22 protein-coding genes and 2 pseudogenes are annotated in these 25,355 nt (G+C 67.3%); 11 read left to right on the forward strand and 13 right to left on the reverse strand.

Annotated features, from left to right (window positions below; all coding sequences use genetic code 11):
* Positions 1 to 174: 174 nt before the first annotated feature.
* Together A5784_RS28760 and A5784_RS28765 are read right to left on the reverse strand one after the other, a co-directional pair.
* On the reverse strand, positions 175 to 1,032 hold the full coding sequence (locus A5784_RS28760) for a DUF559 domain-containing protein (RefSeq protein ID WP_064948270.1): 858 nt from the start codon (positions 1,030 to 1,032) through the stop codon (positions 175 to 177).
* Between the two features lie 359 nt (positions 1,033 to 1,391).
* Entirely contained in the window at positions 1,392 to 2,225 is an 834-nt protein-coding gene (locus tag A5784_RS28765) for a Bax inhibitor-1/YccA family protein (RefSeq protein ID WP_029366345.1), read from the reverse strand.
* Positions 2,226 to 2,400: 175 nt separating this feature from the next.
* On the opposite strand from A5784_RS28765, the gene A5784_RS28770 reads away from it, so the two are divergent.
* Genes A5784_RS28770 through A5784_RS28780 form a run of 3 tightly spaced genes read left to right on the forward strand, consistent with a single transcriptional unit; the run spans position 2,401 to position 5,924 of the window.
* Positions 2,401 to 3,429 carry an enoyl-CoA hydratase/isomerase family protein gene (locus A5784_RS28770; RefSeq protein ID WP_064948271.1) on the forward strand — a complete coding sequence of 343 codons (1,029 nt, stop codon included), beginning with the start codon at positions 2,401 to 2,403 and terminating at the stop codon, positions 3,427 to 3,429.
* Between the two features lie 11 nt (positions 3,430 to 3,440).
* The gene (locus A5784_RS28775; RefSeq protein WP_064948272.1) at positions 3,441 to 4,214 is read left to right on the forward strand and encodes an enoyl-CoA hydratase; all 774 of its coding nucleotides are present in this window, start codon (positions 3,441 to 3,443) and stop codon (positions 4,212 to 4,214) included.
* Positions 4,215 to 4,223: 9 nt separating this feature from the next.
* Complete coding sequence (locus A5784_RS28780; protein ID WP_064948273.1) at positions 4,224 to 5,924, forward strand: alpha/beta hydrolase; 1,701 nt, start codon at positions 4,224 to 4,226, stop codon at positions 5,922 to 5,924.
* 12 nt (positions 5,925 to 5,936) lie between these two features.
* On the opposite strand, the gene A5784_RS28785 is transcribed toward A5784_RS28780, so the two are convergent.
* The 3 genes from A5784_RS28785 to A5784_RS28795 form a co-directional block, all read right to left on the reverse strand.
* The gene (locus A5784_RS28785) at positions 5,937 to 6,665 is read right to left on the reverse strand and encodes an SDR family oxidoreductase (protein ID WP_064948274.1); all 729 of its coding nucleotides are present in this window, start codon (positions 6,663 to 6,665) and stop codon (positions 5,937 to 5,939) included.
* Between the two features lie 62 nt (positions 6,666 to 6,727).
* Positions 6,728 to 7,096: a rhodanese-like domain-containing protein gene (locus A5784_RS28790; RefSeq protein WP_064948275.1), complete on the reverse strand. Its 369-nt coding sequence runs from the start codon at positions 7,094 to 7,096 to the stop codon at positions 6,728 to 6,730.
* 2 nt (positions 7,097 to 7,098) lie between these two features.
* A complete protein-coding gene (locus tag A5784_RS28795; protein ID WP_029366340.1) occupies positions 7,099 to 7,623 on the reverse strand; it encodes a cysteine dioxygenase in 525 nt (174 codons plus the stop codon).
* 121 nt (positions 7,624 to 7,744) lie between these two features.
* On the opposite strand from A5784_RS28795, the gene lpqV reads away from it, so the two are divergent.
* From lpqV to A5784_RS28810, 3 genes and pseudogenes are all read left to right on the forward strand, one after another.
* A complete protein-coding gene (gene lpqV, locus A5784_RS28800; RefSeq protein WP_064948276.1) occupies positions 7,745 to 8,197 on the forward strand; it encodes a lipoprotein LpqV in 453 nt (150 codons plus the stop codon).
* A gap of 166 nt (positions 8,198 to 8,363) precedes the next feature.
* Positions 8,364 to 9,926, forward strand: a pseudogene (locus tag A5784_RS28805) (SulP family inorganic anion transporter).
* 21 nt (positions 9,927 to 9,947) lie between these two features.
* The gene (locus A5784_RS28810; RefSeq protein WP_064948277.1) at positions 9,948 to 10,922 is read left to right on the forward strand and encodes a patatin-like phospholipase family protein; all 975 of its coding nucleotides are present in this window, start codon (positions 9,948 to 9,950) and stop codon (positions 10,920 to 10,922) included.
* A 1-nt stretch (position 10,923) separates the two neighbouring features.
* Here the strand turns inward: A5784_RS28810 and A5784_RS28815 are convergent, their stop codons facing one another.
* Both A5784_RS28815 and A5784_RS28820 read right to left on the reverse strand, forming a co-directional pair.
* A complete protein-coding gene (locus A5784_RS28815; protein WP_064948278.1) occupies positions 10,924 to 11,781 on the reverse strand; it encodes a patatin-like phospholipase family protein in 858 nt (285 codons plus the stop codon).
* Between the two features lie 30 nt (positions 11,782 to 11,811).
* Positions 11,812 to 12,672, reverse strand: coding sequence for a class II glutamine amidotransferase (locus A5784_RS28820; protein ID WP_064948279.1), 861 nt, complete (start codon positions 12,670 to 12,672; stop codon positions 11,812 to 11,814).
* A gap of 75 nt (positions 12,673 to 12,747) precedes the next feature.
* Here A5784_RS28820 and A5784_RS28825 point away from each other — a divergent pair, with 75 nt between their 5' ends.
* Positions 12,748 to 13,791: a zinc-binding dehydrogenase gene (locus A5784_RS28825; RefSeq protein ID WP_064948280.1), complete on the forward strand. Its 1,044-nt coding sequence runs from the start codon at positions 12,748 to 12,750 to the stop codon at positions 13,789 to 13,791.
* 3 nt (positions 13,792 to 13,794) lie between these two features.
* Here the strand turns inward: A5784_RS28825 and A5784_RS28830 are convergent, their stop codons facing one another.
* Positions 13,795 to 14,841, reverse strand: a complete 1,047-nt coding sequence (locus tag A5784_RS28830; RefSeq protein ID WP_064948281.1) for an NAD(P)H-dependent amine dehydrogenase family protein — start codon at positions 14,839 to 14,841, stop codon at positions 13,795 to 13,797.
* 79 nt (positions 14,842 to 14,920) lie between these two features.
* On the opposite strand from A5784_RS28830, the gene A5784_RS28835 reads away from it, so the two are divergent.
* On the forward strand, positions 14,921 to 16,111 hold the full coding sequence (locus A5784_RS28835) for a lipid-transfer protein (protein WP_064948349.1): 1,191 nt from the start codon (positions 14,921 to 14,923) through the stop codon (positions 16,109 to 16,111).
* A gap of 92 nt (positions 16,112 to 16,203) precedes the next feature.
* On the opposite strand, the gene A5784_RS28840 is transcribed toward A5784_RS28835, so the two are convergent.
* Positions 16,204 to 16,809 (reverse strand): TetR/AcrR family transcriptional regulator, encoded by a 606-nt coding sequence (locus A5784_RS28840; RefSeq protein ID WP_064948282.1) that lies wholly within the window; start codon positions 16,807 to 16,809, stop codon positions 16,204 to 16,206.
* 62 nt (positions 16,810 to 16,871) lie between these two features.
* Between A5784_RS28840 and A5784_RS28845 the strand changes: the two genes are divergently transcribed.
* Positions 16,872 to 17,702, forward strand: a complete 831-nt coding sequence (locus tag A5784_RS28845) for an alpha/beta fold hydrolase (protein WP_064948283.1) — start codon at positions 16,872 to 16,874, stop codon at positions 17,700 to 17,702.
* Between the two features lie 66 nt (positions 17,703 to 17,768).
* Here the strand turns inward: A5784_RS28845 and A5784_RS28850 are convergent, their stop codons facing one another.
* Positions 17,769 to 19,391, reverse strand: a complete 1,623-nt coding sequence (locus A5784_RS28850) for a fatty acid--CoA ligase (RefSeq protein ID WP_064948284.1) — start codon at positions 19,389 to 19,391, stop codon at positions 17,769 to 17,771.
* Between the two features lie 97 nt (positions 19,392 to 19,488).
* On the opposite strand from A5784_RS28850, the gene A5784_RS28855 reads away from it, so the two are divergent.
* Positions 19,489 to 19,806 carry a hypothetical protein gene (locus A5784_RS28855; RefSeq protein WP_064948285.1) on the forward strand — a complete coding sequence of 106 codons (318 nt, stop codon included), beginning with the start codon at positions 19,489 to 19,491 and terminating at the stop codon, positions 19,804 to 19,806.
* 70 nt (positions 19,807 to 19,876) lie between these two features.
* On the opposite strand, the gene A5784_RS38550 is transcribed toward A5784_RS28855, so the two are convergent.
* Positions 19,877 to 20,080: a hypothetical protein gene (locus A5784_RS38550; protein WP_156750837.1), complete on the reverse strand. Its 204-nt coding sequence runs from the start codon at positions 20,078 to 20,080 to the stop codon at positions 19,877 to 19,879.
* A gap of 115 nt (positions 20,081 to 20,195) precedes the next feature.
* Positions 20,196 to 21,746 (reverse strand): FadD7 family fatty acid--CoA ligase, encoded by a 1,551-nt coding sequence (locus A5784_RS28860; RefSeq protein WP_064948286.1) that lies wholly within the window; start codon positions 21,744 to 21,746, stop codon positions 20,196 to 20,198.
* Between the two features lie 333 nt (positions 21,747 to 22,079).
* Between A5784_RS28860 and oxc the strand changes: the two genes are divergently transcribed.
* On the forward strand, positions 22,080 to 23,774 hold the full coding sequence (oxc, locus tag A5784_RS28865) for an oxalyl-CoA decarboxylase (RefSeq protein ID WP_064948287.1): 1,695 nt from the start codon (positions 22,080 to 22,082) through the stop codon (positions 23,772 to 23,774).
* On the opposite strand, the pseudogene A5784_RS28870 reads toward oxc, so the two are convergent.
* Positions 23,771 to 25,355 (reverse strand): annotated as a pseudogene (locus A5784_RS28870) (gamma-glutamyltransferase family protein). The gene oxc and the pseudogene A5784_RS28870 sit on opposite strands and share 4 nt — an antisense overlap.

Genomic DNA, 25,355 nt, shown 5'->3' on the forward strand with positions numbered 1-25,355 from the left:
GCCCACGCCCTCACCGCAGAGCCAACGGCAGGGCAACCCGGCCACACACTGACTCTGCAGCCACGGCACAAAAGCACGAGAAGCCCACGCCCTCACCGCAGAACCAGCGGCGGGGCAACTCGGTCCCACACTGACTCTGCAGCCACGGCACAAAAGTGCGAGAAGCCCACGCCCTCACCGCAGAGCCAACGGCGGGGCAACCCGGTCCCACGCGAGCTGCAGGCGTCGCAGGATGTCCGGCCGACGGTGTCCCGCCGCCACCCGAATTGTGGTCCAACCCAGCTGAGCGACGTACTCGTGGCGGATGATGTCGTAACCAAGCGCATCGGCGTGCTGTGCACCGTCGTATTCGACCGCGAGCTTGTGCTCCTCCCACCCCATGTCGAGGTAGTACCGCGGTTGCCCGTTCGCGCCAAGCACCGGGATCTGAGTCTGCGGCCGCGGGTATCCGGCATCGATGATCATCAGCCGAAGCCTGGTCTCCTGCGGCGACTCGGCACCGGGATCGTAGAGGTCGAGCGCAGCTTCGAGTTGACGTAGTCCGCGGACATGCCGATGACGCTCGGCCAGCTCCAGAACGTCAACAGCTTTCAACTCCGTCGCGTTGCCGAGCGCATCGAGCCGAGCCACCGCCTCGCCCAGTGAACCGCGTCGGCCGAGGTCGAAGGCCGTCCGCTCGGGCGTCGTCACGCTGAGTTCGTCGAGTCTTCGCCACTCCCCCGGCAACAACAGCTCGGCACGGGTGATCACGGATTCCGGCGCCCTGGCATTCGCCCAGATCAACTCGATCGGAGCGTCGTCACCAATCCATTTCGCCCCGTACAGGGCGGATGCCGAGCGCCCCGCGACGACGCCTTTTCGCTGAGACCACAGCCATGCCGCTTGAGTCCGCCGCTGCAGCGTCGGGGCGATCCGTTTGTCCAGATACACATTTGGCATCACCGGCCGGTAATAGCGGCGTAACTCGTAGCGGTTCAGCGCGCCGCATGCCAGAGCCTCGCTGCCGATGAACGGTTCGATACCAATCTCCATGGCGACAGGCTGGTTTCGGCTACCGACGAATTGTCGCCGTCCGGCCCGCCACAGGAGGCGGGCTGTGGATGAACCTGCGATTGGGGATAACCCCACCTGCCGATATTGACTCTGCAGCCACGGCCCAAAAGTGCAAGAAGCCCACGCCCTCACCGCAGACTCAACGGCGGGCCAACCAGGCCACACACCGACTCTGCATCCACGGCGCAAAAGCGCGAGAAGCCAACGCCCTCACCGCAGACCCAACACACGGCCCACGCCTCACCGCAGACCCAACGCACGGCCAACGCCCCCACCGCAGAGCCAACACAAAAGAAAAAGGCGCCCGCATTCGCGGACGCCCTTCTCGGGTATGACTGCTAGTCGTTGTTGAAGTAACTCAGCAGTCGCAGGATTTCGATGTACAGCCAGACCAGGGTGACGGTCAGGCCGAGCGCGATGCCCCATGCTGCCTTCTCGGGCGCGCCGGCGCGGATCATCTGGTCGGCGGCGTCGAAGTCGATCAGGAAGCTGAACGCGGCCAGGCCGATGCACAGCAGCGAGAAGCCGATGGCCAGCGGGCCGCCGTCGGTCAGCGGGGCGTTGCCGGTGAAGATCGCGAACAGGATGTTCACGATGGCCAGCGCGACGACGCCGAAGATGCCGGCGACGATCATGCGGGTGAGCTTCGGGGTGACCCGGATGGCGCCGGTCTTGTAGACGACGAGCATGCCGAAGAACACACCGAAGGTGGCGACCACGGCCTGGAAGATCATGGCCGGTCCGCCAGTGGACACCAGGTTGGCGAACAGGAATGACGCGGTACCGACGAACACGCCCTCGAACGCCGCGTAGGACAGCACGATGGCCGGGTTGTCCTGCTTACGCCCGAATGTGGCGATGAGCACCAGCACCAGGCCGCCGATGCTGCCGACCATGAACATCGGGAACATCAGCGCCGGGTTGGCGGCGGCGAAGAAGTAGGAAAGCACACCCACGATCGACACGATCGCGAGCGTCATACCGGTCTTGGTGACGACGTCGTCGATGGTGAGCGGACGCGACACACCGGTCTGCCGCTGTTCGGGGTACTCGGTGTAAGGCTGTGCATGTACCTGCTGAGCGCCGTATCCGGCGGCTCCGGTACCGAATTGTGCGTATCCGCCCTGCGTTTTGGGCAGAGACCGGAATACCGGGTTGCTGGTCTCGCGCACCGTCGGGTCCTCTCCTATGTGCCGTTGTCGGCAGTGAACTACTTGGGTCAACGTTCGGCGATCTGCACAGGTTCCCGCAAAACCGAATGAGTTCCCAGGAAACGTACAGGTTTGGATATCGAGGCAAACCCTACCCGGCGAAAGCGGCCAACGGGCGTCGAACTAGATTGCATCCGTGACAGAAAACGAGGACATCCTAGTAAACGTCCGCAACGGCGTCGGCATCCTCACCCTGAACCGGCCCAAGGCGATCAACTCGCTCAACGAGGCCATGGTCGCGGGCATGGCCACGGCGCTCGACGCGTGGGAGCACGACGAGACCGTTCACACCGTTCTGCTCACCGGCGCCGGCGAGCGCGGTCTCTGCGCAGGCGGCGACGTCGTGGCGCTCTATCACAGCGCCAAGGCGGGCGGGGCCGACGCCCGCAGGTTCTGGTACGACGAATACCGGCTCAACGCCCGCATCGGCAGCTACCCCAAACCGTATGTGGCACTCATGGACGGCATCGTGATGGGTGGCGGCGTGGGGGTCGCGGCCCACGGCACTGTCCGGGTGGTCACCGACAGCACCAAGATGGCGATGCCCGAGGTCGGCATCGGCTTCATCCCCGACGTCGGCGGCACGTATCTGTTGTCGCGCGCCCCGGGCGCTCTGGGCCTGCATGCCGCGCTGACAGGTGCGCCGTTCAGCGGGGCTGACGCGATCGCGATGGGCTTCGCCGATCACTACGTGCCCCACGACAGCCTGGCCGAGTTCACCGAGGCCGTCGTCAACGACGGCGTCGAGCACGCCCTGGCCGCCCACGCCGTCGAGCCGCCGGCCAGTCCCCTGCTGGCACAACGAGACTGGATCGACACGTGCTACGCCGGGGACACGGTCGCCGACATCCTGGCCGCGCTGCGCGAGCACGACGCGGGCACCGATGCCGCCAACCTCATCGCCACCCGCTCGCCCGTCGCGCTGGCCGTGACTCTGGAAGCCGTGCGTCGGGCCGCCAAGCTGGACACTCTCGAAGAGGTCCTCCAGGAGGAATACCGGACCTCGTGCGCATCGGTGCGCTCGCACGATTTCGTGGAGGGCATCCGCGCCCAGTTGGTGGACAAGGATCGCAATCCACAATGGGCTCCTGCGTCGATTGCGGAGGTCACCCAGGCCGATGTCGACGCATACTTTGTTCCGGCGGATCCCGACCTGACGTTCTGAGAGGACATTCGATGAGCTTTGAGACGATCCTGGTGACCCGCGTCGACCGCGTCGCCACCATCACCCTGAACCGGCCCAAGGCGCTCAACGCGCTCAACAGCCAGGTGATGAACGAAGTCACCACGGCCGCAGCCGAACTCGACAACGACCCGGGTATCGGCGCGATCATCGTCACGGGCAACGAGAAGGCATTCGCCGCAGGCGCGGACATCAAGGAGATGGCCGAGCTGTCGTTCGCCGATGTGTACTCGGCCGACTTCTTCGAGCAGTGGTCGAAGTTCGCCGCCACCCGGACCCCGACCATCGCCGCGGTCGCCGGGTATGCCCTGGGCGGCGGCTGTGAGCTGGCGATGATGTGCGACATCCTGATCGCCGCGGACACCGCGAAGTTCGGTCAGCCCGAGATCAAGCTGGGTGTGCTGCCGGGGATGGGCGGCAGTCAGCGGCTGACGCGTGCGATCGGCAAAGCCAAGGCGATGGACCTGATCCTGACCGGCCGCACCATCGACGCGGTCGAGGCCGAACGGGCCGGGCTGGTATCGCGTTTGGTGCCCGCGGACTCGCTGATCGACGAGGCTCTGGCCGTCGCGGAGACGATCGCGGGGATGTCGCTGTCAGCCACGCGGATGGCCAAGGAGGCCGTCAATCGTGCCTTCGAGTCATCGCTCACCGAAGGGTTGCTCTACGAGCGCCGGCTGTTCCACTCGGCGTTCGCCACGGCCGATCAGAAGGAAGGCATGGCGGCCTTCACCGAGAAGCGCGCCCCCAACTTCACGCATCGATAAAGTCAACGGGTGACCGAGACCGCCGAGCCCGAAGCCGAGACGCCTGACGCCCAGTCACGCGAGGCGGACAAGCCCGACTGGTGGGAGCGTCATTACACGTTCTTCGGGACGGCGATCGGCCTGGTGTTCCTGTGGTTGTCGATGACGCCGTCGCTGCTGCCGCGTGGTCCGCTGTTTCAAGGCCTGGTCAGCGGATCCGCCGGCGCAATCGGATACGGCCTCGGCGTTTTCGGGGTGTGGCTGGTGCGGTTCATGGGTTCCAGGGACAGCAGCCCCAAGGCGCCCAAGTGGGCCTGGGTCGCACTGGTGGCGGTCGGCATCGTCGGCCAGATCCTGATGATCGTGTACTTCCACGTGTGGCAGGACGAGGTCCGTGACCTCATGGGCGTGCCGCGGCTGTCGTTCTGGGATCACCCGCTGACGGCTGTGTTGTCAGTGGTGTTGCTGTTCGTGTTCGTCGAGATCGGGCAGCTCATCGGAAGGCTCGTGCGCTTTTTGGTGCGTCAGCTCAATCGCTTTGCGCCGCCCCGGGTTTCGGCGGTGGTCGTCGTCGTTCTGTTGCTGGCGTTCAGCATCGCACTGCTCAACGGCGTGGTGGTCCGGGTCGCGATGGACAAGATCAACAGCACGTTCTCGAATATCAACAACGAGGACAGCCCTGATTTCGCGGCGCCGACCTCGAAGCTGCGGTCCGGCGGTCCTGAGTCCTTGGCGAAGTGGTCGACGCTGGGCCACCAGGGCCGAGTGTTCGTCTCGTCGGGGCCCAGTGTCGAAGCGCTGAGCAAGTTCAACGGTGAACCTGCGATGCCACCGATCCGGGCGTACGCCGGTTTGCATTCCGCCCAGGGCATCCGAGCCACCGCGGCGCTCGCGGCGCAGGAACTGTTGCGCACCGGTGGCTTGGACCGCAAGGTCGTCGCGGTGGCGACCACCACCGGCACGGGCTGGATCAACGAAGCCGAGGCCTCCGCACTGGAATACATGTACAACGGCGACAGCGCGATCGTGTCGATGCAGTACTCGTTCCTGCCCAGCTGGATCTCGTTCCTGGTGGACAAGGAGAACGCGCGCCAGGCCGGGCAGGCCTTGTTCGAGGCCGTCGACGAATTGGTCAAGCAGCGGCCGGAAGGCAAGCGCCCCAAGCTCGTGGTGTTCGGCGAGAGCCTGGGTTCCTTCGGCGGCGAGGCGCCGTTCCTGAGCCTGAACAATCTGATCGCGCGCACCGACGGCGCACTGTTTTCGGGCCCGACGTTCAACAACACCATTTGGACGGATCTGACCCGCAACCGCGACGCCGGTTCACCGGAGTGGCTGCCGATCTACGAAAAGGGCGACTACGTCCGGTTCGCCGCCCGCCCGGAGAACCTGGACCGGCCGGCCGAGCCGTGGTTGACCCCGCGCACGGTCTACCTGCAGCACGCATCCGACCCGATCGCGTGGTGGAACCCGGATCTGTTGTTCTCCGAGCCGGATTGGCTCAAGGAGCCGCGAGGTTACGACGTGTCGGGGCGCATGCAGTGGATCCCGGTGGTGACGTTCCTCCAGGTGTCCGCGGATATGGCGGTCGCGGTCGACGTGCCCGACGGGCATGGCCACGTGTACGTCAAGGACGTCGCCAACGCGTGGGCCAAGATCCTGCAGCCGCCGGACTGGACCCCGGACAAGACCGAGAGATTGCGTCCTCTGCTGAACAACAACGAAAACGCTTGAGCCCCGCCAGATTCAGCCCTGGACTGTCGGCCGGATCGTGATCTCACCGATCTCGACCTCGCGAGGCTGCTCGATGGCGAAGGCGATGGCAGCCGCGACCGCATCGGGCGGGAGGCCGAACTCGTTCATACCGTGGCGGATTTGCTCCCGCTGGGCGAGGTCGTCGATGGAATCGGCGAGCTCGGTGCGCACGAAGCCGGGTGAGATGGCGGTGGTCCGCACAACACCGTCAGTGGACTCCTGGCGTAACGCTTCCAGCAGGGTGCGCACCGCGTTCTTCGTCGCGGCGTAGACGCCCTGGTTCGGCACGATCTTGAGCCCAGCGGTGGAAAGTGTTGTGACGAAGTGCCCGTGGCCCTGGCGGCGGAACACCGGCAGGGCGGCGGCGATGCCGTGCAGCACGCCGCGGAGGTTCACGTCGATCATCGCTGACCAGCCTGCGAGGTCCAGTTCCGCGATGGGCCCGATCTTGCTGATGCCTGCGTTGCCGACGAAGACGTCCAGCCCGCCGAACTCGCGCACGGCGAGATCGACGAGCTGTCGCAGGTCATCGGGATCAGTGACGTCGGTCGCGCGCGCGACGGCCACTCCTCCGTCACGACGGATGTCGTCGACCAGCTGATCGAGCCGCTCGGCGCGGCGGGCACCGAGAACGACCGACGCACCGCGACGCGCGAGCAGGCGGGCGGTGGCCTCACCGATTCCGCTGCTGGCGCCGGTGATGGCAACGATCGGCGACATCGCGGCCCCTTTCGAGGTCGATACGAACACGTGTCGCCATCATCCCCGACGGCCGGGCCCTGCTAGACCAGCTCAGCCACTTTCAGGGCCTGGTAGCCGCCGATGACGTCGGTGGCGCGGTGCAGCCCGAGGTCGAGCAGGGCTGCGGCGGCCAGGCTTGAGGTGTAGCCCTCCGAGCACAGGATCACCCAGTACACGTCGTCGTCGACGGCCTGCGGAATCCGGGCATCGCTGGTGGGGTCGCACCGCCACTCCAGCACGTTGCGCTCGATCACCAGCGCCTCGGGCACGTCGCCCTCGACCGCTCGTTGCGCGGCGGGCCGAATGTCGACGAGTACCGCTCCCGACGCCAGCGCGGCGGGCAATTCGGCGGCGGGCAGCCGCTGCAGGCGTTCGCGCGCGGCGGCCAGGATGGCGTCGATGCGGCTCATGCTCATCCCTCCGGGGCGTCGGTCAGCTCGGTTCGGTTGCGACGCAACGTGTTCCGTTCGGTCACCTCGTAGTACGACATGGCGGTCAAGGGCGGCGAGTAGGCGTGCACACTCAACGTCGGACCGGTGATCGGCGCGGGCGCGCGGACCACGTCGTGCACCCAGCCGAGCGGGAACGCGGCCTGGGCACCGGCCGACAGCCGTCGGCGCCGCAATGCCTCGCCGTCCCAACGGGTTTCGGTGAGCGCGCCGGACACCACGGTCAGCGCCCCCAGCGATCCGCCGTGGTCGTGCAGTTCGGTGGACTTGTCCGGCACCCAGCTGATGAGCCAGATGTCCAACTCGTCGTCGCCGGCGAGCCGGGTGTACCAGCGTTCGTCGTGCGGCAGGCCGCGCAGCAGCCGGTCGTAGCGGCCGGACAGGACGTCGTCAGCGGCGCGGTCGGTGGTGTGCAGCAGATCGGGCAGGCGCAGCCGGGTCGGTGCGGAGACGGCGGGCACCACGGCAGGGGCAAGAGTGGAAACCATGCGGGGAACTCCAGAAGAGACGTGCGGACAGGGTTGGTCGAGGGCGCGCTAGCGAGCCCGACAACACCGCAGAGAGCTGGTCCGTTCCGTCACGGCGGCCAGTGTTGCATAGATTGGCGTCATGCGCAGTAACACCTGGGCCGTGCGATGGACGATCGGCGCCGTCGCCGCAACCGGCCTCACGTTGTTGACGGGATGTTCGTCGTCCGGCGATCAGGGGCAGCCGTCCGCGTCCTCCGCGACCCCCTCGGCCGCCTCCACCCGCACGGCGACACCCACCGCCGCCCCGGGCCAAGCGGCGGTCTCGCCGGGTGGGGTCACCACCGCGGTGGGAGCCGACGCCCAGTCCTCCGAAGAGGAGTATTTCCAGGCCTGCCACGCCGCGAAGGTGTGGATGGACGAGAAGGGCGGCGACCCCAAGGCGCAGATCGAACCGTATCTGGCGTCCCTGCAGACCCCTGGCGCAATCCCGGGGCCGGGCACCTACAACAAGGCCTGGGCGGAGTTGGAGCCGGGCCGTCAGGCAGCGGTGATCGTCGCGGTCCGTGCCGCGGCCGATCAGCTCTGCGGCTAGTTCGAATCAGGCTGCGCCGAACCACCCGTCTGGCCGCGCTGGGCGGCCACCCAGGCGCGTCCGCGGGCGACGGCGGTGGTGTGCGCGCCATACTTGCGCCGTGCGATTTCGCGTTGCGCTCAGCCCCGCGCTTGTGCCCTACCAACGACAGTGGTTGCGCGGCGACGTGTTCGCCGGACTCGCGGCAGGCGCGGTGGTCATCCCGCAGGCGATGGCGTACGCGACGGTGGCCAACATGCCCGTCGAGTTCGGCCTCTACAGTTGCATGCTGCCGATGGTCGTCTATGCGTTCATGGGCGGTTCGCGCAGCATCAGCGTGAGCACCACGTCGACGGTCGCGACGCTGACCGCGTCGACGATGCTGGGTGCGGGCGTGCTCGCCGGATCATCGCACGCTCCTTCGTAATTGATGACCTTGACACTGCTCGTCGGGGTGATCCTGCTGGTCGCCCGGGTGGTGCGGCTGGGGTCGGTGGTGGAGAACATCAACGAGGCCACCCTGATCGGGCTGAAGGCTGGTGTCGGGTTGACCATCGCGGCCGGTCAGCTACCGAAACTCCTGGGTGTGACACCGGATCCGAATCACGAAGGCTTCTTCCGGGTGCTCGCCTCGGCGCTGCGCCAGCTGGGTCATGCCCATGTGATGACCGTGGTGCTCTCACTCGCCAGCATCGGGCTGCTCTGGTTCATCGGCCGTGCCTACCCGAAGGTTCCCGGCCCGCTGGTGGTCGCGAGTCTGGGTATCGCGGGTGCCGCGTTCGGTGGGTTGACCGCACTCGGCGTCAAGTTGATACCCGCTGTGCCGGAAGGACTTCCGGTCCCCGGATTGCCGTCGTTCGATCAGATCGGTCATCTGCTGCCAGGGGCGCTGGCGATCGCGATGATGGCCTTCCTTGAGACCGTGTCGGCGGCGCGCGGTATCCGCCGCCGCGAAGATGCACAGATCGAACCGGACCGGGAGCTCAGCGCGCTGGGGCTGGCCGCGGTGGCGGGTGCGTTCTTCCACGCACTGCCGCCGTCGGGTGGCTTCTCACAGAGTCAGGTGAACACCCGGGCGGGCGCCCGCAGCCAGGTGTCGGGGTTGGTGACCGCGGCGTTGGCGGTCGTGGTGGCGCTGCTGCTGGCGCCGGTGTTGTCCAAGCTGCCGGAGGCGACGCTCGGCGCCATGGTCCTGGTTCCGGTCCTCGGGCTGATCGAGGTCCGGGCACTCAAGGCGCTGTGGACGTTCAGCCGCCGCGAGTTCACGTTGGCGATCCTGGTGATGACAGTGGCGTTGACCGTGGGCCTGCTTCCTGCCGTCGCCGTCGGAGTGCTGCTGACGCTGTACGCGGTGCTGCACAACGCGAATCAGCCACATGTCGTCCAGGTCGTCGACCACGACGGCATCAGCGCCGACGGACCGGAAGGCGAGCTGGTCCAGCCGGCCGATCCTCTGGTGCTGCGGCCGCAGGTGGCGCTGTACACCGCGAATCTGAGGGCCAACACCGCGATGATCCGCGTCATGGCGCTGTCGGCCGATCCGCCGCCAAAGACGTTGGTAGTGGACCTTTCCCGCCAATTGACCATCAGCACCACGATCCTCGACGGCCTGCGTGATCTGGATGCCGACCTGGCTGCGGCGGGGGTCCGCGTGGAGTTCACCGCGATGCCGCCTGCGGCGCTGGCTCTGGCACGTCGGTGGCCGTGGTGGCAGGACGTCGAACGCGAGCAGCGTTACCGGCAGGTGTGACGCCACCGTCGGCACGGCAGAATGGAACGCATGCGAGTTGCGCTGGCTCTCGGCAGCGGAGGTGCGCGGGGCTACGCGCACATCGGCGTCATCAACGAACTGCGCGAACGCGGCTACGAGGTGGTCGGGGTCTCCGGCTCCTCGATGGGGGCACTGGTCGGCGGGCTGCACGCCGCGGGCAAGCTTGACGACTTTGCCGAGTGGGCACGGACTTTGACCCAGCGTGCGGTGTTGCGGCTGCTCGATCCGTCACTCACGGCAGCGGGGATCATGCGCGCGGAGAAGATCCTCGACGCCGTCCGCGACATTCTCGGCGAGGCCACCATCGAGGACCTGCCGATCCCCTATACCGCGGTCGCGACGGATCTGATCGCCGGGAAATCGGTGTGGCTGCAGCACGGCCCGGTCGATGCGGCGATCCGGGCATCGATTGCCATCCCGGGTGTGATCGCCCCGCACGCGTTGGGCGGCCGGTTGCTCGGCGATGGCGGCATTCTCGATCCGTTACCGATGGCGCCTATCGCCGCGGTCAACGCCGACCTGACCATCGCGGTGAGCGTGTCCGGGGGTGATCCCGGCACGGCCGCGACCCCGGAGGATCGCGAGCCACGCCCGAGCGTCGAGTGGCTCAACCGCATGTTGCGCAGCACGTCGGGGGTTCTGGATACGGCGTCGGTGCGCAGCATGCTGGACCGGCCGACGGCCCGCGCGGTGCTGAGCCGGTTCGGGGCGACGATTCCCGACGGCGAGCTCGCGGAGACCGACACCGACGACATCCCCGAGACCGCGGGGGCGCCGCGGTTGGGCAGCTTCGAGGTGATGTACCGCACCATCGACATCGCGCAGGCCGCGCTGGCCCGGCACACGCTGGCGGCCTATCCGCCCGATCTGCTGATCGAGGTGCCCCGCACGGTGTGCCGCAGCCTGGAGTTTCACCGGGCCGGCGAGGTGATCGGGATCGGCCAGGAGTTGGCCGCCCGCGCGCTCGACGGCTGACTCAGCCGGCCAGGAAAGCGGCGACCGCCGCGGCGACGCGCTGCCCCTGCCTGCGGCCGGCCTGCGCCGAGGGCACCCGACAGGCCGGATCGAGCGGGTTCGCGCCGAACGCGGCGACCGCGTCGTCGTCGGCGTAGACGCCCAGCGATACTCCGGCGAAACCGTCGATCTCGGCGCTGACGCCGGCCCCGAACGGCGACGGGGTGTCCTTCCCCGAGGGCACCAGCACAACGGCGGCGGCGCAGTCGGCGGCCAGCACCATGTTCACGCTGCTGTTGACCCCGCCGTCCATGTAGCGCCGGTCACCGATCGTGACCACCGGCCACACTCCGGGGACCGCGCAGCTTGCGGCGACGGCGTCGACGAGCTCGACGCCGGAATCCCGGTCGAAGCTGACCAGCTCGCCGCGATCGATGTCGACGGCCGAGATCCGCAGCACCCGCTGCGGCCACTCGTGAGATGGCAGCCGCGCGGCGATCACCTCTCGGCGGACGGCCTGGGACACGGTCGGGGTGTCCAGGGCGACTTGGCCGATCTTCTGGAGTTTCTGGGTCTTGTCGGTGTTCGGGGTGAGCATGGCATCGAGAAACAGGTCGGTGACACTGTCGATGCCGACACCGGGGTCCAGTTCGGCCGATTTCGCGCCGATCTGCCGTCGGTAGAGCTCGTCGAGGCTCAGCCCGCTGCCGAGTTGTGCGGCGACCGTCGAACCGGCCGACGTGCCGACCAGCACGTCACTGTCCAGCAGCGCCTTGGCCGTCTGCGCGGATTCGTCGGCGATGCCCCGCAGAATGCCGGTCTCCCATGCGATCCCCGCGATGCCGCCGCCTGCCAGGACCAGTGCACGTTTGGCTGCCACGGGATTCCAGTGTGCCAGCCGGACGCGGGCTCACCCGGCAGGGTGCTGCGATGCGGCGGCCTTCGCGGTGAGATCGGCCAGTCGCAGCAGATGCTTGGGAGCATCGGGAAAGACCACCTCGCGGTGGATGTTCAGATCGGCGTCGACGTGCACGAGTTCACCGGGCGCCAGCTGCTGCCAGGCTTCGCCGTCCATCGGCTCGCTGGGGAACACCACCGCCGGATGCCGGGCGAGCTGGTCGGAGTGTGCGGCGATGCGGTGGCTGCGCATCCGCATCCGGTGCTCGGCCAGCTCACGGCGGTCCAGCAGGTAGAGCTCGTGGGTGGCCGGATAGCGCAGCGCCCACAGCCCGGTGGCGGTGCTGAGCAGAACGTTGACGGCGTATATCGGCACGGTGTCGGCGAGCCAGCCGATGGCAGCACGCAGACCGGCGGTCACGTCGCCGTCGGAGCGGCGGGTCTCCGCGGTGATCAACGCGAACACCCGCTCGGAATCGCTTTCGCCGCCGACCAGGTCGGCGACTCCCAGCTCGTCCAGCCGCGCATCGAGGACGTCGAGTCCTTCGACCACGCCGTTGTGCGCGAAGATCCGCCCGTCCTGCAGGAAGGGATGGGTGTTGCGAACCTCGAGTGCACCGGTCGACGCGTACCGGACATGCGCGATGAACGTGGTCGCGGTGAGGTCATGCGCCTCCGTCGCGAAGGCGCAATCCTGCCACGCCGCAATCGGTTGCTTGTACACATGCGGTGCGCCGTCGGGCCCGAACACGCCCAGACCGGTTCCGTCCGGGTTATGCCTGCTCTGGGCGGCGAGGCTGTCCGGCGCGTTCAGCAGCCAGAAGGTCGCCGTGACGGCGTGATGGCCGGCGTGCAGTCCGAACAACCGGCACATCGGTCAGCGTCGTTGCTCGACGACCGGCGACTGCGACATGATGCCGATAGTAGCCGCCGGACGAAGGGAACCGAGATGACCGCGACGATGCGGGCCGAGCGCTTCTACGCCGACACCAAAACGGTTGTTGTGGAAGATGTTCCAATTCCGGAGCCCGGTCCGGGCGAAGTTCTGGTGAAGGTGGCGTTCTGCGGCATCTGCCACTCGGACCTGAGCTTGATCAACGGCACGTTCCCGGCGCAGGCTCCGGTGGTGACGCAGGGGCACGAGGCGTCGGGCACTATCGCCAAGCTCGGCCCCGGGGTGACGGGGTGGGCCGAGGGCGACCGGGTGATCGTCGCGGCGGGCAGACCCTGCCTGACGTGTGCCAACTGCCGGCGCGGGGACATCGCCAACTGCATGCGGATCCAGTTGATGGCCTTCGCCTACGACGGCGCGTGGGCCGAGTACACCGTCGCGCAGGCATTCGGGCTGACCCGCGTGCCCGACAACGTGCCGTTGGAGCAGGCCGCGATCCTGGCCGATGCCGTGTCGACGCCGTACGGCGCGGTGGTGCGCACCGGCAAGGTCGGGATCGGCGAGTCGGTCGGGGTGTGGGGACTCGGCGGCGTCGGCACCCATATCGCGCAATTGGCGCGACTGGTCGGCGCCGTACCGGTGATCGCCGTCGACATCAAACCCGAAGTCCTCGACCGCTCACTGGAACTGGGCGCCGATTACGCATTCGATTCCCGTGACGAACAGCTCGGCGAGAAGATCGCCGAGGTGACCGGCGGCCGTGGGCTCGACGTCGCGTTCGACGCGGTAGGGCTCAAGTCGACGTTCGAACAGGCGTTGGGACAGTTGACCGTTGGCGGCCGGCTGGTGTCGGTCGGCATGAGCGCACAGGAGCCGACCGTGGGACCGACGTCGATGTTCGGCCTGACACAGAAGCAGGTGCTGGGCCATCTCGGCTATCAGAACGTCGACATCTCGACGCTGGCGACGCTGGTGTCGTTGGGCAGGCTCGATCTGTCGCGGTCGATCAGCGGCATCGTCCCGTTGGAGGACATCGCCGCGGGCATCGAGAGGCTGGAACGCCAGGACGGTAATCCCATCCGAATCCTGGTGCAGCCCTAGGGATCACCGCAGATCAGGAGCCGCCTTCCCACTGATCAGCGGCAGGTCGGGGTAGGTGGCGATGCCGGGTGCCGCCGCGCACACCGCGGGTACGGAGTTGACGCAGTGCGCCGCGGTGGCGACGACGCCGGGTTCGGGGCCCTGCTCGCCGACGATGCCCTGAAATCCGTTGATCACCATGGTGAAATCCGGATTTCCCCGGACCTGCATCTCGTAGCGTTGCCCGGCCGGCCCGAAAGTCCATGCCGGGTCCAGGTTTTCCTCACCCATCAGCCAGTTGACCGTGATCCGGACGACGGGTTCGTCGCCGACGAGGGCCTCCCAGTGGAACTTCCGGCCGGCAACCTGACCCGGTTCGATGACGCCGATCGGCGACTCGATGGGCGCGGTGGCCACGGCTATCTCCTGGGTGGCCCTGATCCGCGGCTCGGCCTTGAATCCGACCTGGTCCACGATCAATTTGATGGCCTGGATGAAGCCGCCGTCGAGCAGCTTCTGCATCGGCCCGCTCAGCGCGCTGTCCGGCTCACCACCGAAGCCCATGACATGGCGCACCACGTCGGGGGCCTCGTAGGTGCGCAGGTCGGAGAACTCCTCGGCGCGCACGAATCGCACGCCGGTGGACAGCGCCGACATCAGCAGCGGGAACTTCTCGCTGATGCCGCCGGGTGCGATACCGGTGCCGTGCAGTGTGGTGCCGCCTTCGAGTGCGGCAGCCCGCAGCGGCTCGGCCTGCTTGTCGGATGGGTAGAACCAACCGATCGGGGTGACGACGTTCTTGCCGGACCGCAGCAGGGCCGCCACTTCGTCGGGGTTGGGCACGAGCGGCGCGTAGATCACCGCGTCGGCGTCCAACGAGAGGATCTCGTCGACACTGTTGGTCGCGACGACGCCGACGGGTCCGGTGCCGATGAGCTCTCCGACGTCCCTGCCGTTCTTGGCGTCGGAATGCACCCAGCACCCGGCCAGTTCGAGGTCGGGGTGTTCAAGCACGCCCTTGATGGCGGCGACGCCGACTCCGCCGGTCGCCCACTGCACGACTTTGAGCACGGCACACCCTCCCAACAGAACTAGAACGTGTTCTATTTATGTCTACACTAAGCGCGCCGCGATATGTATGTTTCTCGACATGGTTAACAAAGTGTTCGTTGTCGGTGTGGGGATGACGAAGTTCGAGAAGCCAGGCCGGCGCGAAGGCTGGGACTACCCGGACATGGCGCGGGAGTCGGGTACCAACGCGCTCAAGGACGCCGGGATCACCTACGACCAGGTCCAGCAGGGCTATGTCGGGTACTGCTCGGGGGATTCCACCTCGGGTCAACGCGCGCTCTACGAGCTGGGTATGACGGGCATCCCGATCGTCAACGTCAACAACAACTGTTCGACCGGGTCGACGGCGCTTTACCTTGCCGCACAAGCCATCCGGGGCGGCTTGGCGGACTGCACCATCGCGCTGGGCTTCGAGAAGATGCAGCCCGGCTCACTTCAGGCCGGCGCCCAAGACCGGGAATCGCCGCTGGGCCGCCACGTCAAAGCACTGGCCGAGATCGATGAATTCGCATTCCCGGTGGCGCCGTGGATGTTCGGCGCGGCCGGCCGCGAACACATGAAGAAGTACGGCACCACCGCCGAACATTTCGCGAAGATCGGCTACAAGAACCACAAGCACTCGGTCAACAATCCGTACGCGCAGTTCCAGGACGAGTACACACTCGACGACATCCTGGCCGCCAAGATGATCTCCGATCCGCTGACCAAGCTGCAGTGCTCCCCCACCTCCGACGGGTCCGGCGCGGCCATCCTCGCCAGTGAGGCGTTCGTCGACAAGCACGGACTGGCCGCTCAGGCCGTCGAGATCGTCGGACAGGCCATGACCACCGACTTCGCCTCGACCTTCGACGGCAGCGCCGCCAACATCATCGGCTATGACATGAATGTGCAAGCCGCCCAACAGGTCTACGCGCAATCGGGCCTCGGCCCCGAGAATTTCCAGGTCATCGAACTGCACGACTGCTTCAGCGCCAACGAGTTGCTGCTCTACGAAGCCCTGGGTCTGTGCGGCGAAGGTGACGCGCCGCGGTTGATCGACAACGACGACACCACCTACGGCGGACGTTGGGTGATCAACCCGTCCGGCGGGCTCATCTCCAAAGGCCACCCGTTGGGCGCGACGGGCCTGGCCCAATGCGCCGAGCTGACCTGGCAACTGCGCGGCACCGCCGACAAGCGTCAGGTCGAGGGCGTCAACGCTGCCCTGCAGCACAACATCGGCCTTGGCGGCGCCGCCGTCGTGACGGCCTACCAGCGCGCCGAGAGGTAAGACTTCTCCCCGCGAGCAGACACGCCGGCACGCGACACGCCGCGTTTCGGGTACCCAGATGTCTGTTCGCGGGAGGAACAAGCGGGAGAAAACTAACCCGTCAACATCGCGTCGATCAGCCGGCGCAGCACCTGTCTGATCTCGCGGCGGGCCTTCTTCGGATCCTCGGCGGTGGCGATGGCCATGGCCGCCTCGTCGAGGGCGCCGATCAGCACGTGGGCCAGCGCCCGCACCGGCTGCTTCGCGAGTTGACCGGCCTTGATCGCCTCGGCGAGCAGCTGCTCGGTCATGCCGAGGCTGTAGCGCTGGGCCACATCGCGGAACCCTGCCCAGCCGAGCACACTCGGCGCGTCGAGCAGGACCAGCTGGCGCACCTCGGCATCGCCGGACACCTCCAGCCACGCGTCGACCGCCGCACGGATCGCGTCGGCCGGTGTCGTCGCGCCGGACGCGGCCACCTCGGTCGCGAGCCTCGCCATGACGTCCTGCTCCACCGCCTCCACCACAGCCAGGAAAAGCGCTGCCTTGTCGGCGAATTGGTGGTACATGGCGCCGCGGGTCACGCCCGCGGCAGTGGCGATCTCCGGCGTTCCCACCTCTGCGTATCCGCGTTCACCCCACAGTCGCCGGGCGGCCGCGATCAACGCTTCACGGGTAGCCGCGGAGCGCTCTTCCTGAGTACGTCTCTTGTTTTCCATACACCCTGTTGGTAAGTTACCGGCAGACTGTTCGTAAATGCGTATCGAGCCGGGAGTCATCCATGTCGATCATTGAGATTAGCGCCGGAACCGTCCATTTCGAGGAATTCGGACCGAAGGACGGCAGGCCGGTCGTCTTCGTCCACGGGTACATGATGGGCGGACAGCTCTGGCGGCAGGTCAGCGCGCGCCTCGCCGCGCGTGGCCTGCGGTGCATCGCCCCGACCTGGCCGTTGGGCGCACATCCGGAACCGTTGCGGCCCGGCGCCGACCGCAGCATCCGCGGCGTCGCGGACATCGTCGCCGACACACTGGCCGCACTGGATCTCGACGACGTCGTTCTGGTCGGCAACGACACCGGCGGGGTGGTCACTCAACTGGTGGCGGTGCATCACCCGGAGCGGATCGGCGCTCTGGTGTTGACGAGTTGCGATGCGTTCGAACACTTTCCACCGCCCATCCTCAAGCCGCTGATCCGGGCGGCACACTCCAAAGTGCTGTTCCGGGGCGTGGCTCAGGCGGTGCGGGTGCCTGCCGTGCGCAAGCGGGCCTACGCGGGACTGGCTCACGCGAACATCGATGTCCTCACACGGGAATGGGTGCACACCACCCGGTCGAATCCGGCGATCGCCGAGGATCTTCGGCAGTTCACCCTGTCGCTGCGCACCGAGGTCACCACCGGCGTGGCCGCACGGCTGCCCGAATTCGACAAGCCGACGCTGATCGCCTGGTCCGCCGACGACGTGTTCTTCGAGCTGGGCGACGGCGAGCGCCTGGCGCAGACCATCCCGAATGCGCGCCTGGAAGTGATCGACGGCGCCCGCACCTTCTCGATGATCGACCGGCCGGATCGCCTGGCAGACCTGATGTCGACCATCGCCGTACGCGCCTGAGGGCGCCGAGCAGACACAGAATCGCACCGTGGCCGCCGCAATAGTGCGATTCTGCGACTGCTCGCGTTAGAGGGTGACCACCTCGTAGGCGCCGTCGGCGTGCCGGGCCCGGATCGTCTTCTTGTCGTACTTGCCGACGCTGGTGCGCGGGACCTGATCGATGAACGTCCAGCGCTCCGGAAGCCACCACCGAACCACCTTGTCGGCCAGGAATTCTCGCAGTTCCGCCGGGCTGGCGGTGGCATTCTCGTGCAGCACGACAACGGCGAGCGGGCGCTCCTGCCAGCGCTCGTCGGGCACGCCGACCACGGCGGCCTCCAACACGGCGGGATGGGCGATCAGCAGATTCTCCAGCTCCACCGACGAGATCCACTCACCACCGGATTTGATGACGTCCTTGGCCCGGTCGGTGAGGGTGACGTAGCCGTCTTCGTCGATGCAGCCCACGTCACCGGTGCGCAGCCAGCCGGTGTCGAACTTCTCCGCGTCTCGTCCCTGGTAGTAGCTGCCCGTGATCCACGGCCCGCGTACCTCCAGCTCTCCCACGGCTTTACCGTCGGCGGGCATGGGCGTACCCGTGTCGTCGACGATGCGAACCTCGACACCGCACATCGCTCGCCCCGCGGTGGCGCGCATCGCCCAGTGCCGTTCCTCGGACACTCCGGGCAGTGGTTTGGCGACCGTCGCCAACGGCGATGTCTCGGTCATCCCCCACGCCTGTTGGATGTAGACGCCGTAGCGCTCCTGGAATGTCCGCATCAGCGTGACCGGCACCGCCGAGCCGCCGCACGCGACCAGTCGCAACGACGAAATATCGTGTCCCGGTGTCTTTTCCAGACAATGCATCACGTCATTCCAGATGGTGGGCACGGCGCCTGCCACCGTGGGACGCTGCGATTCGATCAGCTCGATCAGCGAAGCACCGTCGAGGAATCGGTCCGGCATGACCAGATGCGCCCCGGCCATCAAGGCCGCGTACGGCAACCCCCAGGCATTCGCGTGGAACATCGGCACGATCGGCAACACCACATCGCCTGTGCCCACATCGAGCGCATTGGCAGTGCAGGTGGACAGCGCGTGCAGATAGCTCGACCGATGGCTGTACACCACCCCCTTGGGGTTTCCGGTGGTGCCACTCGTGTAACACATTGCCGCAGCCGAGTTCTCGTCGATGTCCGGCCAGTCGAACTGGGCGGGCTGAGCCGCCAGCACTTCGTCGTACCGAACGACCGTGACGCCGTTGAGAGCACTGACGTCACCGTCCCCGCACACGATCACGGTGTGCACCGTCTCCAAGAGCGGTAGCACGGGGGCAAGCTGCGGCACCAGCGACGCGTCGGCCACGATCACCCGGTCCTGCGCTTCGTTGGCGATGTAGGCGATCTGCTCCGGGGACAACCGGATGTTGAGGGTATGCAGCACCGCCCCCATCGCAGGCAACGCCAGATAGGCAACCAGATGTTCGGCGTTGTTCCACATGAAGGTGCCAACCCGCTCGTCCCCGGTGATGCCGAAGCTCCGCAACGCGTGCGCCAGTCGCGCGGCCTGTTCACCGATTTCCCGGTAGGTGGTGCTGCGGTACCCACCCCCGCCGGTCGCTGTGGTGACGCTTCGGTCGCCGTTGGCGCCACAGGCGTGCCGCAGGATCGACGTGATGGTCAACGGCCAGTTCTGCATGGTGCTGTCCACGGGCGCGATGCTATCGGGGCAGCTGCGGGAACGAATCGGGTTCCCGAAACGATGTAGGGAGAGGAAGATGTGAAGTAGCTGAACGAGAGGCACGACAATGCGGGTGAAGTGGACCATGGGTGCGGTCGCAGTGGCTGTGATCGGGCTGGTGGGCGCCCCCGCCGGTCTGGCCTCCGCCGACGAGACGGCGCAGGAGACGATCAGCCGGCTGCAGTCGCAGGGCTATACCGTCAACATCGATCGCGTCGGCACGGCGCCGCTTGACCAGTGCGTGGTCACCAGCGTCCGCAACCCGCAGCAGGTCAAGCAGTGGGTGCCCTACACCGGCCCGGGCCGCGGCAACGGCAACGACCGCGTGCTGGTGCAGGTGGTCACCAGCCAGACGGTGTCGGTGTCGCTGAACTGCCAGGGCTGAGCGGGCCGGGCTGGGCTCACCAGCCCGACGGCCCCCAGTGGCGGTAATGGCCCCACCCGTAGCCTCCGCGCTAGCCGCGATCGCCCCAGCCTCCGTGCCAGCCGTGATATCCGGCATCGGATGCATGCACGACCTGATCCGGTGCCGCTGACACCGAGTGGGTCGGCTCCGCGGGTGTGCTCTCCACTGCCGCGGCCGCGGGTGCGGCGACGACGGCGCCTGTGACGACGGCTGCCACCACTGCGGCCGCAACGCGCTTGACTGTTCGATGCATGGTGTCACTCCTTGGAAAGTGTTGTGGTCCTTACCCTTTCCACGATCCGCCGACACAGGATCGAGATCGTTGGCGCTGACCCCCAATCGCCGATGCCTGCCAGCTGCAATCCCGGTCAATGCGCGTAGAGCTGCTTGACGGCATTGCGGTCGATGGCGCCCTTGGCGGTATGCGGCAGCGCCGTGACGACGTCGATCCGCTCGGGGACTTCGAAGGCAGGCAGCTTGGCGCGGCATTCCAGGGCGATCTGTTCGGGCCCGCCGGCACGCCCGCCGGAGAGCACCACAGCCGCGCCGACGCGTTCGCCGAACGTATCGTCGGGAATCGCGAACACCGCCGCCTCCACGACGCCGTCGCACCCCGTGAGGACGCCTTCGACATGTTCGGGAGAGATGTTCTCGCCGCCCCGGATGATGATGTTCTTGATCCTGCCGGTCAGATGCAGCCGTCCGTCGATATCCATGATGCCCAGGTCACCCGTGCGGAACCAGCCGTCGACGAAGCTCTTGGCCGTCTCATCCGGATCAGCGAGATAGCCGCGGGCGACGGTGGGGCCGCTCACCCACACCTCACCCATCACACCGGGCGGGCAGGGGTTTCCGGCACCGTCGACGATTCGCAGCCGGACCGCGCCGGTGCCGCGCCCCACCGAGCCGAGTTCGTCTGGCGTCCGCGCGCGGATCTGCTCGCCGGCCGCCTGGTGGGTGGTCTCGGTCATTCCATAGGCCTCCAGGAGGGGCGCACCGAAGGCCCGCTCGATGGCGCGGGCGGTGGTGATGTCCAGCGGAGCGCTACAGCTGCGGACGAATCGCAGCGACAGCACGTCCGGGCCGGGAACATCCGCGGCGGGGCGATTCAGCAGGATCTGGTGGATGGTGGGCACCGCGCTGAACCATGTGGCGCCGACGGATCGCATCTCTTTCCAGAACATGTGCGCAGAGAACCGCCCGCGTGCCGGGAGCAGCACTCGTCCCCCGCTGGCCAACGAGCCGAGTAGCACGGCCACCAACCCGTGGCCATGGAAAAGCGGCATCACCGCCACGGTCGCGTCATCGGGGCCCAGGTCGTAGGTCGCACAGATTCCCCGCACCGAGGCGGCCACATTGCCGTGCGTCAGAGGCACCATCTTGGCCCGGCCGGTGGTGCCCGAGGTGAACAGCACCAGCGCATCCTCGGGTCGGAGGCCGGGATTCGCGTGGTCGTCGAGGGCACCCGGTGCGGCGCCGAACTCGAGCCACGCCGTCCCTGCCGTCGGACCGGCGAGTTCCACGCGCACGCGCATGCCCGCACGGTCGGGGCCGGCGTCGACCGGCGTCTGATCCGTTGCCGCCGAACCGATCAGCAGGGCCCTGGCGCCGACCCGGTCGAGCCGATCTCTCAGTTCCGCAGCGGGCAGCGCCGGATCCAGCGGGGCGGTCACGAGGCCGGCCCGTGCCGCAGCGAGCAATCCCACGACGAACTCGACAGTGTTGGCGCCCACCAGCCCGACGGCATCCCCTCGGCGCAAACCCGCATCGCGCAGGCCCACGACGATCTGGTCCACCAGGTCGGACAACGTTCCGTAGCTCACCGGGATGCGCTCGGCGGTGGCCACCAGCGCGGTAGCCCATGGCGCGATCCGCAGCTGCTCGTCGAGCACGTCGAACAATCCGGTCATCGTGATCATGGCAATCACCTTCTTGCAGTGTGTAAGTCGAGCGCTCCGCCTTGAACGCATCAATGATGTTGTCTGACAACAGATTTGCCGCACATCTCGAATGCGGTCATCTCGCATGGTAGGCGGGATGACCCCGATCGCCGCGTCCGCTGCTCGGATTCGCCGCGATTTTGCAGCTAGCAGGGGGGCGGTGGTGACACTGCCCCAACCGGGCAATGGGCGCCAGCGCTGCTGACGGCGATCACCACGGGCGACGACGATGGCAGTGAGATCACCAGCGCCGAGAGGAATTCCGACATGACTTCCGCACCTCCCATCGAACAACAGCGCACGTCAGCCGCGATGACATCCTCGACCGCCACGGCCACCGACGGGTATCACGTGGTGGTCGAGGCACTCAAACTCAACGGGATTGAGACGATCTACGGCGTGGTCGGCATCCCGGTCACCGACATCGCCCGCGTGGCCCAGACGGAAGGCCTGCGCTACATCGGATTCCGCCATGAGAGCGACGCCGGACACGCCGCGGCGGCAGCCGGGTTCCTCACCAAGAAGCCCGGCATCTGCCTCACGGTGTCCGCACCCGGTTTTCTCAACGGGCTGGTCGCCCTCGCCAACGCGACCACGAATTGCTTTCCCATGGTGCAGATTTCGGGGTCGAGTGAGCGCCACATCGTCGACCTGCAACGCGGCGACTACGAGGAACTCGACCAGCTCGCCGCCGCGCGGCCCTACACCAAGGCCGCCTTCCGGGTGAACCGGGTCCAGGACATCGGCCTGGCCGTCGCGCGCGCCGTCCGCATCGCGTCCTCCGGCCGCCCCGGTGGCGTCTACCTGGACATTCCCGCGGCCGTGCTCGGTGACGTCATGGATGCCGACCAAGCGCGCGCGTCACTGCGGACGGTGGTCGACGCGGCTCCCGACCAGGTTCCGTCACCGGCTGCGATCGACCGCGCCGTCGAGTTGCTGACCGGGGCCGAGCGTCCGCTCGTCGTGCTCGGTAAGGGTGCCGCGTACGCCCGGGCCGACGACGCGATTCGCGCGTTCGTCGAGAACACCGGCATACCGTTCCTGCCGATGTCGATGGCGAAAGGCCTACTACCCGACGGCCATCCGCAGTCGGCCGCCACGGCGAGGTCGCTGGCGCTGCGCAACGCCGACGTGGTGTTGCTCGTCGGCGCACGGTTGAACTGGCTGCTCGGGCACGGCGAGCCACCACAGTGGAGCGCGGACGTGAAGTTCATCCAGGTCGACATCGACCCGAACGAGCTGGACAGCAACGCACCGATCGCTGCACCCCTGCTCGGCGATATCGGCTCGGTGATGACCGAACTCGCCCGGCGGACCCGTGAGATCACGGCACCGTCGTCGTGGCGCGACCAGCTCGCTGCACGTTCGGCGCGAAACACCGCGGCGATGGCCAAACGACTTGGCGAGCAGGCGCATCCGATGCGGTTCCATGGGGCGCTGCGCGCGATTCACGACGTGCTGCGCGACCGCCCCGAGGTGTATGTGGTCAACGAAGGCGCCAATGCGCTCGACCTGGCGCGCAACGTGATCGACATGTCGGTGCCACGACACCGGCTCGACAGCGGCACCTGGGGCGTCATGGGTATCGGGATGGGCTACGCCATCGCAGCGGCCGTCGAAAGCGGCGACCCGGTGGTGGCGATCGAGGGCGACAGCGCCTTCGGCTTCAGCGGCATGGAGCTGGAGACCATCTGCCGCTACCGGCTTCCCGTCGTCGTGGTCGTGCTCAACAACGGCGGCGTCTACCGGGGCGACGGGGCCAATCCCGCGTCGACCGACCCCTCGCCCACCACTCTCATGCCCACAGCCCGCCACGACCGGCTGATCACCGCGTTCGGCGGTGTCGGGTATCACGTGAGCACACCCGAACAACTCGAGGCTGCGCTGCGCAACGCCCTTGCCTCCCGTGGGCCGTCACTCATCGACTGCGTCATCGATCCCACCGACGGCACCGAGAGCGGTCACCTGACCCATCTCAACCCGGTCGGTATCGGTCACGGGGCTTAGAAGCCGGCCGCCTGGCCGTCCCGGCGCGGATCGCTCGCGGCGAGATACCCGTCACCCAGCCGCCAAATCGCCTGGCAGCTACGAATTGTGGCAGTCGCCCACGGTGACCAGGTCGTGGCCGAGGTCGCGCAGGCCTTCCAGCGTCGCGGCCGGGAAACCGTCCTCGACGGACACTCGCGTGCCCTGCAACCAGCGGAAGCGTGGTCCGTCGCACGCGGCTTGCGGATTCTGCCCATAGTCGGCGATCCGCACCACGACCTGAACATGGCCCTGTGGTTGCATGGTCCCGCCCATCACGCCGAAGCTCATCACGGGAGCACCGGCCTTGGTGAGAAAGCCGGGAATGATGGTGTGGAACGGACGCTTTCGCGGCCCGACGCGGTTGGGATGCCCCGGGGTCAGGACGAAGCCGGTGCCGCGGTTCTGCAGCGAGATCCCGGTGCCCGGCACCACCACACCCGAGCCGAAACCGAGGTAATTCGACTGGATCATCGAGACCATCATTCCCGAGTCGTCGGCGGCGGTCAGGTAGACCGTGCCTGCCCCGGGTGGGCGTCCTGTTGTGAAATGTTGGGCCTTGGTGCGGTCGATGAGCGCCGCTCTCTCCCGCAGGTATTCGGCGTCGAGAAGCTCGCTCGGCGGCAGTGTCATGTGCTCGCTGTCGGCCACCAGGGAAAGCGCGTCGGCGAACGCGAGTTTCACCGCCTCGATCTGCAGGTGCACGCTCTCGGCCGAATCGGTGGGAAGCGAAGCCATGTCGAAGTTTGTGAGGATGCCCAGCGCCGCGAGTGCCACGATGCCCTGACCGTTCGGCGGGATCTCGTGGACCGTGTAACCGCGGTAGTCGACATCGATCGTGTCGACCCACTCGACGCGGTGCGCGGCCAGGTCGGAGGTGGCCATCGCGCCGCCGTTGGCGTCCGAGTGCGCCGCCATCCTCGCTGCGAGGTCGCCGCGGTAGAACGCTTCGCCGTGCGTTGCGGCGATGAGCTCAAGGCTGGCAGCGTGTTCGGGGAATGTGAACAGCTCACCCGGCGCCGGTGCCCGGCCACCCGGCAAGAACGCCGCGGCGAAGCCGGGCTGCGATGCGAGTACCGGTGCTTGCGCCGCCCATTGTCCTGCGACCGTCGGCGAGACCAGGAACCCATTGCGGCCGTAGCGGATTGCCGGCTCGAACAGCCGCGCGAACGGCAACCTGCCGAACCTGCCGTGCAATGCGACCCAGGCCGCGACCGCGCCCGGCACGGTCACCGCATTCCAGCCCAGCGCGGGAATCTGCCCGCCGCGGAAGTACTCCGGTGTCCACGCCGCGGGCGAGCGCCCGGAGGCATTCAAGCCGTGCAATTGCCCACTGTCCCAGACGATTGCGAAAGCAACCGAGCCGATCCCGTTGGAAACGGGCTCCACCAGTGAAAGCGTGATCGCCGTCGCGACAGCCGCGTCGACGGCGTTTCCGCCTTCCGCGAGCATCGCCAACCCTGCCTTCGCGGCGAGTGGCTGCGAGGTGCAGACGACGTTGCGCGCCAGGACAGGCTTTCTGGGCCAGGCGTACGGCAGATTCCAGGAGAACGGCGCGCTCAT

The sequence above is a fragment of the Mycobacterium sp. 852013-50091_SCH5140682 genome (genome assembly GCF_001665685.1).
In the GTDB taxonomy this organism is placed as follows: Bacteria; Actinomycetota; Actinomycetes; order Mycobacteriales; family Mycobacteriaceae; genus Mycobacterium.

What these genes read in the sequence shown, in the direction of transcription:
- A5784_RS28760 (WP_064948270.1), bottom strand. Translation starts at nt 1,032, where the DNA reads ATGGAGATTGGTATCGAACCGTTCATCGGCAGCGAGGCTCTGGCATGC.
- A5784_RS28775 (WP_064948272.1), top strand. Translation starts at nt 3,441, where the DNA reads ATGAGCTTTGAGACGATCCTGGTGACCCGCGTCGACCGCGTCGCCACC.
- A5784_RS28785 (WP_064948274.1), bottom strand. Translation starts at nt 6,665, where the DNA reads ATGTCGCCGATCGTTGCCATCACCGGCGCCAGCAGCGGAATCGGTGAG.
- A5784_RS28790 (WP_064948275.1), bottom strand. Translation starts at nt 7,096, where the DNA reads ATGAGCCGCATCGACGCCATCCTGGCCGCCGCGCGCGAACGCCTGCAG.
- A5784_RS28795 (WP_029366340.1), bottom strand. Translation starts at nt 7,623, where the DNA reads ATGGTTTCCACTCTTGCCCCTGCCGTGGTGCCCGCCGTCTCCGCACCG.
- lpqV (WP_064948276.1), top strand. Translation starts at nt 7,745, where the DNA reads ATGCGCAGTAACACCTGGGCCGTGCGATGGACGATCGGCGCCGTCGCC.
- A5784_RS28810 (WP_064948277.1), top strand. Translation starts at nt 9,948, where the DNA reads ATGGAACGCATGCGAGTTGCGCTGGCTCTCGGCAGCGGAGGTGCGCGG.
- A5784_RS28820 (WP_064948279.1), bottom strand. Translation starts at nt 12,672, where the DNA reads ATGTGCCGGTTGTTCGGACTGCACGCCGGCCATCACGCCGTCACGGCG.
- A5784_RS28825 (WP_064948280.1), top strand. Translation starts at nt 12,748, where the DNA reads ATGACCGCGACGATGCGGGCCGAGCGCTTCTACGCCGACACCAAAACG.
- A5784_RS28835 (WP_064948349.1), top strand. Translation starts at nt 14,921, where the DNA reads ATGGTTAACAAAGTGTTCGTTGTCGGTGTGGGGATGACGAAGTTCGAG.
- A5784_RS28840 (WP_064948282.1), bottom strand. Translation starts at nt 16,809, where the DNA reads ATGGAAAACAAGAGACGTACTCAGGAAGAGCGCTCCGCGGCTACCCGT.
- A5784_RS28845 (WP_064948283.1), top strand. Translation starts at nt 16,872, where the DNA reads ATGTCGATCATTGAGATTAGCGCCGGAACCGTCCATTTCGAGGAATTC.
- A5784_RS28855 (WP_064948285.1), top strand. Translation starts at nt 19,489, where the DNA reads ATGCGGGTGAAGTGGACCATGGGTGCGGTCGCAGTGGCTGTGATCGGG.
- A5784_RS38550 (WP_156750837.1), bottom strand. Translation starts at nt 20,080, where the DNA reads ATGCATCGAACAGTCAAGCGCGTTGCGGCCGCAGTGGTGGCAGCCGTC.
- A5784_RS28860 (WP_064948286.1), bottom strand. Translation starts at nt 21,746, where the DNA reads ATGATCACGATGACCGGATTGTTCGACGTGCTCGACGAGCAGCTGCGG.
- oxc (WP_064948287.1), top strand. Translation starts at nt 22,080, where the DNA reads ATGACATCCTCGACCGCCACGGCCACCGACGGGTATCACGTGGTGGTC.